Below are 5646 nucleotides of genomic sequence, written 5' to 3'. Positions count from 1 at the left end.
TAGTTTGTATAACCAATACTACACGCGATAGACAGACCTATGGCACTCCAAAGACTGTACCTACCTCCTACCCAATCCCAGAACGTAAACATGTTTTTGGTATCTATCCCAAATGCACTCACCCCTTTCTCATTGGTAGAAAGAGCTACAAAGTGTTTCTTCACATCTTCTTGGCTGCCACCATTCGCTATAAACCAGCTCTTGGCCGCTGCGGCGTTTGCCATGGTTTCTTGGGTAGTGAATGTTTTAGAGGCTATCATAAACATGGTGCTTTCTGCTTTTAGGCCTTTAAGCACTTCTGTGATATGCGTACTGTCTACATTAGAAACAAAATGAACATTCAAACCCTTTTTAGCATAAGGTTTTAAAGCTTCTGTTACCATAACAGGCCCTAAATCTGACCCACCAATACCTATATTTACAATATCCTTTATCTTTTTCCCTGAATAACCCTTCCACTCACCAGACCTTACCGAGTTAGAAAATGTCTCCATTTGAGCCAAAACTCCATTGATTAATGGCATGACATCCTCACCGTCGACCATTACTGGCTCGTTAGACCTATTTCTTAATGCCGTATGTAAAACAGCCCTTCCTTCCGTTTTATTGATGGCATCGCCATCAAACATCTTCTGAATGGCGTCCTCCAACTCACACTCTTCCGCCAGTCTTATTAGAGCGGCCATGGTTCTCCCGTTAATTCTGTTTTTAGAATAATCTAGGAGAATATCTTTAAACCTGATTGAGAATTTACTGAAACGCTTAGGGTCTTCCTGAAAAAGCGTTTTGATGTCGGTCTTAGAAATGGTCTTTTGGTGGCTCTTCAATTTACGGAAAGCATCCGTTTGGGTGAAATCAACAGATTTTAGCATAGAATAGAATTAATTCTTTTTTGATAAACAAATGTGTTTTAAAAAGGATTATTGAAGAAGTGTAAGTCTTTCTATCTCGAAATCATCTCTAATAAATACATTAAAATCTACTGATGATTCTATTCCTTCCACTCGGCCTTTCATGGTGTGTTGCCAGAAATAGACCTGAGAAAGATCATAACCTATCAATTCGGGAACTTCATAATGAGATATCCAAAGTGGATAATCCGTAAAGCCCTCCCTTATGTAGAGGTCATAAATATGTTTGTTGGTATAAATGATGGGTTTTATACCGTAATGTTTTTCAATAATTTCTAGCCAAATTTGTACATTATCTGCAATATCCCTTCTATTCCTACCCGACCCTAGCGTCTCCCAATCTAAAACTGGAGCCAAGTCTCCTTTTTCTAACTTCACATTAAGAATAAAATTCAAAGCCTGTAATCTAGCATCTGTTTTAGGATTAAAGAAGTGATACGCACCTCGTTTAATGCCTCTATCTCCTAAAGCTTCCCAGTTATCCAGAAATCTTTTATCAATCATGTCTGTGCCCTCAGTCGCTTTTACAAAGCAAAAACGAACCGCTGAATGGTGTTCCTTATGAGACGAAACTTTCTCCCAATCTATGGCTCCATTATGATGAGAGATATCTATACCGTGCGTCTTGTATTTAAATGGTAGCCTAATCCTAGCTTCTTCGGTTTCTACTTTACGCATACCGTCAATAACCGAAGAAGGATAAGAAACCAGCAAAAACAGCAGAAAAATGGCATAAAGGCTTGACAGACGCCAATGCCGATTTAGCAAACGATCTAATAACGTACTATGATTTTTTCTTTTCTTCACACTTCCACAAAGCTAAAACTATTAGGAATCAGAATCAACATCCTGTTCCATAAAAGTTTGATATACAACAAAAAAAGGGGCTGCTCTTCTAATGAACAACCCCTTGTTTTATTGCCTTCAAAAGACTATTTGTTTGGCTGCGGTGTATATCTCAAGTAAGGTTTAACCTCTCTCACCCCTTTAGGGAATTTCTTAATGGCATCTTCTGTCGAAATACTAGGAACCACAATAGCATCATCTCCGTCTTTCCAGTCTGCTGGTGTGGCTACACTATAATCTGCAGTAAGCTGTAAACTGTCTATTACACGTAGCAACTCTGTGAAATTACGACCCGTAGATGCAGGATATGTTAACATCAATTTGATTGTTTTATCCGGCCCAATAATAAATACTGAACGTACCGTAGCTTTCTGAGAAGCATTTGGGTGAATCATATCATACAATTCCGCCACTTTTCTGCCTTCATCAGCAATGATAGGGAAGTTCATCTTTACACCACTCACCTCTTCTATGTCTGGAATCCATTTATTGTGAGACTCCAAGTTATCTACTGAAACAGCCAATACTTTCACATTCTTCTTCTCAAACTCTCCTTTTAATAAGGCCGTTTTCCCCAACTCTGTAGTACATACTGGTGTAAAATCTGCAGGATGCGAAAAAAGCATTCCCCATGAATCTCCTAACCATTCGTGAAAATTAATCTTTCCTTGCGTTGTTTCAGCTGTAAAATCTGGTGCTATATCTCCTAATCTTAGTGACATGGTATTATTGTTTTGATAAAAATTAAATTCGTGTATTTTTTTAACAAAAAGAGGTACTTAATAAATCCCTTAAGCTGATATATTTCACAAATTATTTAAAGGAACAAGCTAATGTTTATTTTTGCAGGGCTATGTCAATACTTCAAACCAAAAATCTTGTTCATACTTATACAGAAAGTGTCAACTTTTCTTATCCAGACTTGATATGCTCGGCTGGGGAAGAGCTGTTGATAATAGGAGAAAGTGGAAAAGGTAAAACAACATTATTGCACTTATTAGGATTAATTCTTCCTATTCAGCAAGGTTCGGTGTTTATTGACAATGTTGAAACCACTAGCCTCTCCAATAAAGAAGCAGCCGCTTTTAGAGCTCAGAATATTGGACTTATTTTTCAACAGCACCATTTTATAAAGTCACTGTCAGTTATGGACAATTTGCTTTTGGCCAATTATTATGCAAAAAAAACGCTCAATAAAGACAAAGCGAAACTGATGGCTGAACGCCTTGAAGTAAGCCACTTACTGGGTAAGAAAATATATGAATTAAGTGGTGGAGAAATGCAGCGATTGGGCATTGCGAGAGCCTTATTAAATGAACCCAAATTGCTACTGGCCGATGAGCCCACTTCTAACCTAGATGACCAAAACTGTGAAAGGGTGCACGACTTGCTTCATCAGACCGCAAAAGAACATGGAGCGGCACTAGTGATAGTAACACATGACCAAAGATTAAAAGACAAAATTTCCAACCAAATCCATTTATAAAATGCTTCTTAAACTGGTTTGGAATAAAATAGCACATAAAAGGTTAAGTAGTTTCCTCTGTATTCTACTGATGGCAATTGGCGTAGCCATCATTTCATTGGTGGCTAACCTTAGTAAACAGCTGGAAGGAAATTTCACCAAATCTATCTCAGGCATAGATATGGTGGTTGGAGCCAAAGGTTCTCCATTACAACTGATTCTTTCGTCCGTATTTCATATAGACGCCCCTACGGGCAATGTGTCTTTGGAAGAAGTGAATCGATTAAAATCTAATCCTTTGGTTAAAGAGCTTATTCCGCTATCCTTTGGAGATAATTATAAGGGCTACCGCATTATAGGTACTCATCCAACATTCCTGAAACATTATCATGCAACACTTACCACGGGAGATATTTTTAAAGAGAAACTAGACGTGACCATCGGTTCTTATGTAGCCCATGTTTTAAATCTAAAAATCGGTGATAGTTTTGAAAGCTCTCATGGTTTAGACGCAGCCGGTGAAGCTCATGAAGAAAAACCTTATAAGGTGGTCGGGATTCTTAAAGAAACGGGTTCTGTACTGGATAAACTAATAGTTTGTAGTCTAGAAAGCATCTGGAATATTCATGCTCATGAAGAAGAAGCCGACCATGAACATCACTACGAGGTGACATCAGCTTTAGTGAAATTTAGGTCTCCTATGGGTTTAATGACTATCCCAAGAATGGTCAACGAAAACACCAATATGCAAGCGGCTTTGCCATCCATAGAAATAAATCGACTTTTAAAGCTGTTTGGAACAGGAATCGAAATTGCCAAATATTTGGCCTATCTCATTGTTTTAATCTCAGGAATCAGTGTTTTTGTTTCTCTCTTTAATTCTCTTAAAGACCAAAAAAATGAAAAAGCATTGATGCTCACCTTAGGAGCGAGCCGGACCAAAGTATTTATCCAACTCCTTTTAGAAGGTCTTATACTTAGTTTTATAGGCTACGTTTTCGGAATTCTATTATCCAAATTAGCCATGCTCATTATTGGTAACCTCTTAACCGAAACCAACTTTACAACATTGAACCTATTAGAAATTGGCATAAGCGAAATTTATTTGCTCCTTATGGCGTTAGTGATAGGGGTGCTTTCCGCGGCATTGCCGGCTTTAAGTATTTATAATATCAACATTTCAAAAACGCTCGCTAGAGATTAAAGCAGCTTTGTTAAATAAAATCGCCACTATGAAAAAGCTTTTACTGATACCTATTCTGTTTTCACTCGCTTCCTTTACAGCCGATCCACCGAAGGTGATTACCTGGAAAACATTGACTGATGTTAGTTTCGACAAAAAGTGGAATCAGGCAGAAGGTATGTTTATTTTAATCCCAAAGTTTGGCTCTACCGTAGCTCCTTTAAAGGACAAACAGGTTCAGATCACAGGTTACATGATTCCGATTGACATTGAAACAAACTATTACGTCTTATCGGCAAACCCTTACGCCTCCTGTTTCTTTTGTGGTGGAGCTGGTCCAGAATCCGTCATGTCCATAAAATTTAAAGGGAAGGTTAAGCGTTTCGATACCGACGACCGAGTAACCTTAACAGGTAAACTTTCGCTTAACAAAGACAACCTTGATGAACTAAATTACATCTTACAAGAAGCCACCTTAGTTGAATAACATTAACCTAAACACTCATCGAAATTTTTATGAAAAAAACAGTTCTTTTAAGCTTGTTAGTTTTTCTTTCAATAAGCTTTAACGCTGCCGCTCAATATGAAAAAAATCTTGCCGTAGGTTTTAAAATTGGAGAACCTTTAGGCATTAACCTTAGGAAATATTTCCAATATGGGGACAAAACATTTGACCTGAATTTTGGTACTTATGGCTTTATTTACGGTAGAGAAAGAAAATATAGAAAAGGTACTTACTCTAAATCTGGACTTATGGTTCAGGGTATATACTCTTGGCATAGACCTGTAGGAAGTGGTGACGCCCTAAAAGTTTATTATGGCTTTGGAGGCCAAGTTAACTTCCGTGAATATGTTTCAGAAGAAAACTTGGTTGGTACAAGACAAAATGGTGATAAGCAAATTTCATTAGGACCAACTGGCAATGCCGGTCTAGAATACAACCTTCCTGGTAATGACATTGGTATATTCTTAGATGCCGGTTTGTATGCAGAATTAGTACCAGACTTGCTCTTCATGCACCCTCAGATTAGTACAGGTGTAAGAGTCAACCTGGTTAGAAGTAAGTAAACAGGTAATTTCTCAGCAAGATAAAACCCGGATTATGCGTTGGGGAATCGTTATGAGTAGTTATAGAGTACAATTAATCAGATAATTAAAGGAATTTAGCTTAGCACAGCTATGGTAATTGAGTTTAAATGGGTGTAGCTTGTGCTGAGCTTGACGAAGTATACTGATTTGTG

General features: G+C 37.9%; 7 protein-coding genes. 4 read left to right on the top strand and 3 right to left on the bottom strand.

The window, feature by feature from the left end; all coding sequences use genetic code 11:
- From ACTBZY_RS13720 to ACTBZY_RS13710, 3 genes are all read right to left on the bottom strand, one after another.
- Positions 1-872, bottom strand: an 872-nt coding sequence (locus tag ACTBZY_RS13720; protein ID WP_463046908.1) for a glucose-6-phosphate isomerase, incomplete at its 3' end; no start/stop codon positions are given.
- Between the two features lie 48 nt (positions 873-920).
- Entirely contained in the window at positions 921-1718 is a 798-nt protein-coding gene (locus tag ACTBZY_RS13715) for a glycoside hydrolase family 25 protein (protein ID WP_463046907.1), read from the bottom strand.
- 125 nt (positions 1719-1843) lie between these two features.
- Positions 1844-2479, bottom strand: a complete 636-nt coding sequence (locus ACTBZY_RS13710; protein ID WP_463046906.1) for a peroxiredoxin — start codon at positions 2477-2479, stop codon at positions 1844-1846.
- A 131-nt stretch (positions 2480-2610) separates the two neighbouring features.
- Between ACTBZY_RS13710 and ACTBZY_RS13705 the strand changes: the two genes are divergently transcribed.
- Genes ACTBZY_RS13705 through ACTBZY_RS13690 form a run of 4 tightly spaced genes read left to right on the top strand, consistent with a single transcriptional unit; the run spans position 2611 to position 5473 of the window.
- The gene (locus tag ACTBZY_RS13705; protein WP_463046905.1) at positions 2611-3243 is read left to right on the top strand and encodes an ABC transporter ATP-binding protein; all 633 of its coding nucleotides are present in this window, start codon (positions 2611-2613) and stop codon (positions 3241-3243) included.
- Position 3244: 1 nt separating this feature from the next.
- Positions 3245-4426 (top strand): ABC transporter permease, encoded by a 1182-nt coding sequence (locus ACTBZY_RS13700; RefSeq protein ID WP_463046904.1) that lies wholly within the window; start codon positions 3245-3247, stop codon positions 4424-4426.
- A 28-nt stretch (positions 4427-4454) separates the two neighbouring features.
- Entirely contained in the window at positions 4455-4892 is a 438-nt protein-coding gene (locus tag ACTBZY_RS13695; RefSeq protein ID WP_463046903.1) for a DUF3299 domain-containing protein, read from the top strand.
- A 29-nt stretch (positions 4893-4921) separates the two neighbouring features.
- Positions 4922-5473, top strand: coding sequence for a hypothetical protein (locus ACTBZY_RS13690; RefSeq protein ID WP_463046902.1), 552 nt, complete (start codon positions 4922-4924; stop codon positions 5471-5473).
- Positions 5474-5646: the final 173 nt, after the last annotated feature.

The organism is Arcticibacterium sp. (assembly GCF_055134445.1).
Note: the sequence above shows the minus strand (reverse complement) of the source record. Positions and strands in the feature narration are given on the sequence as shown.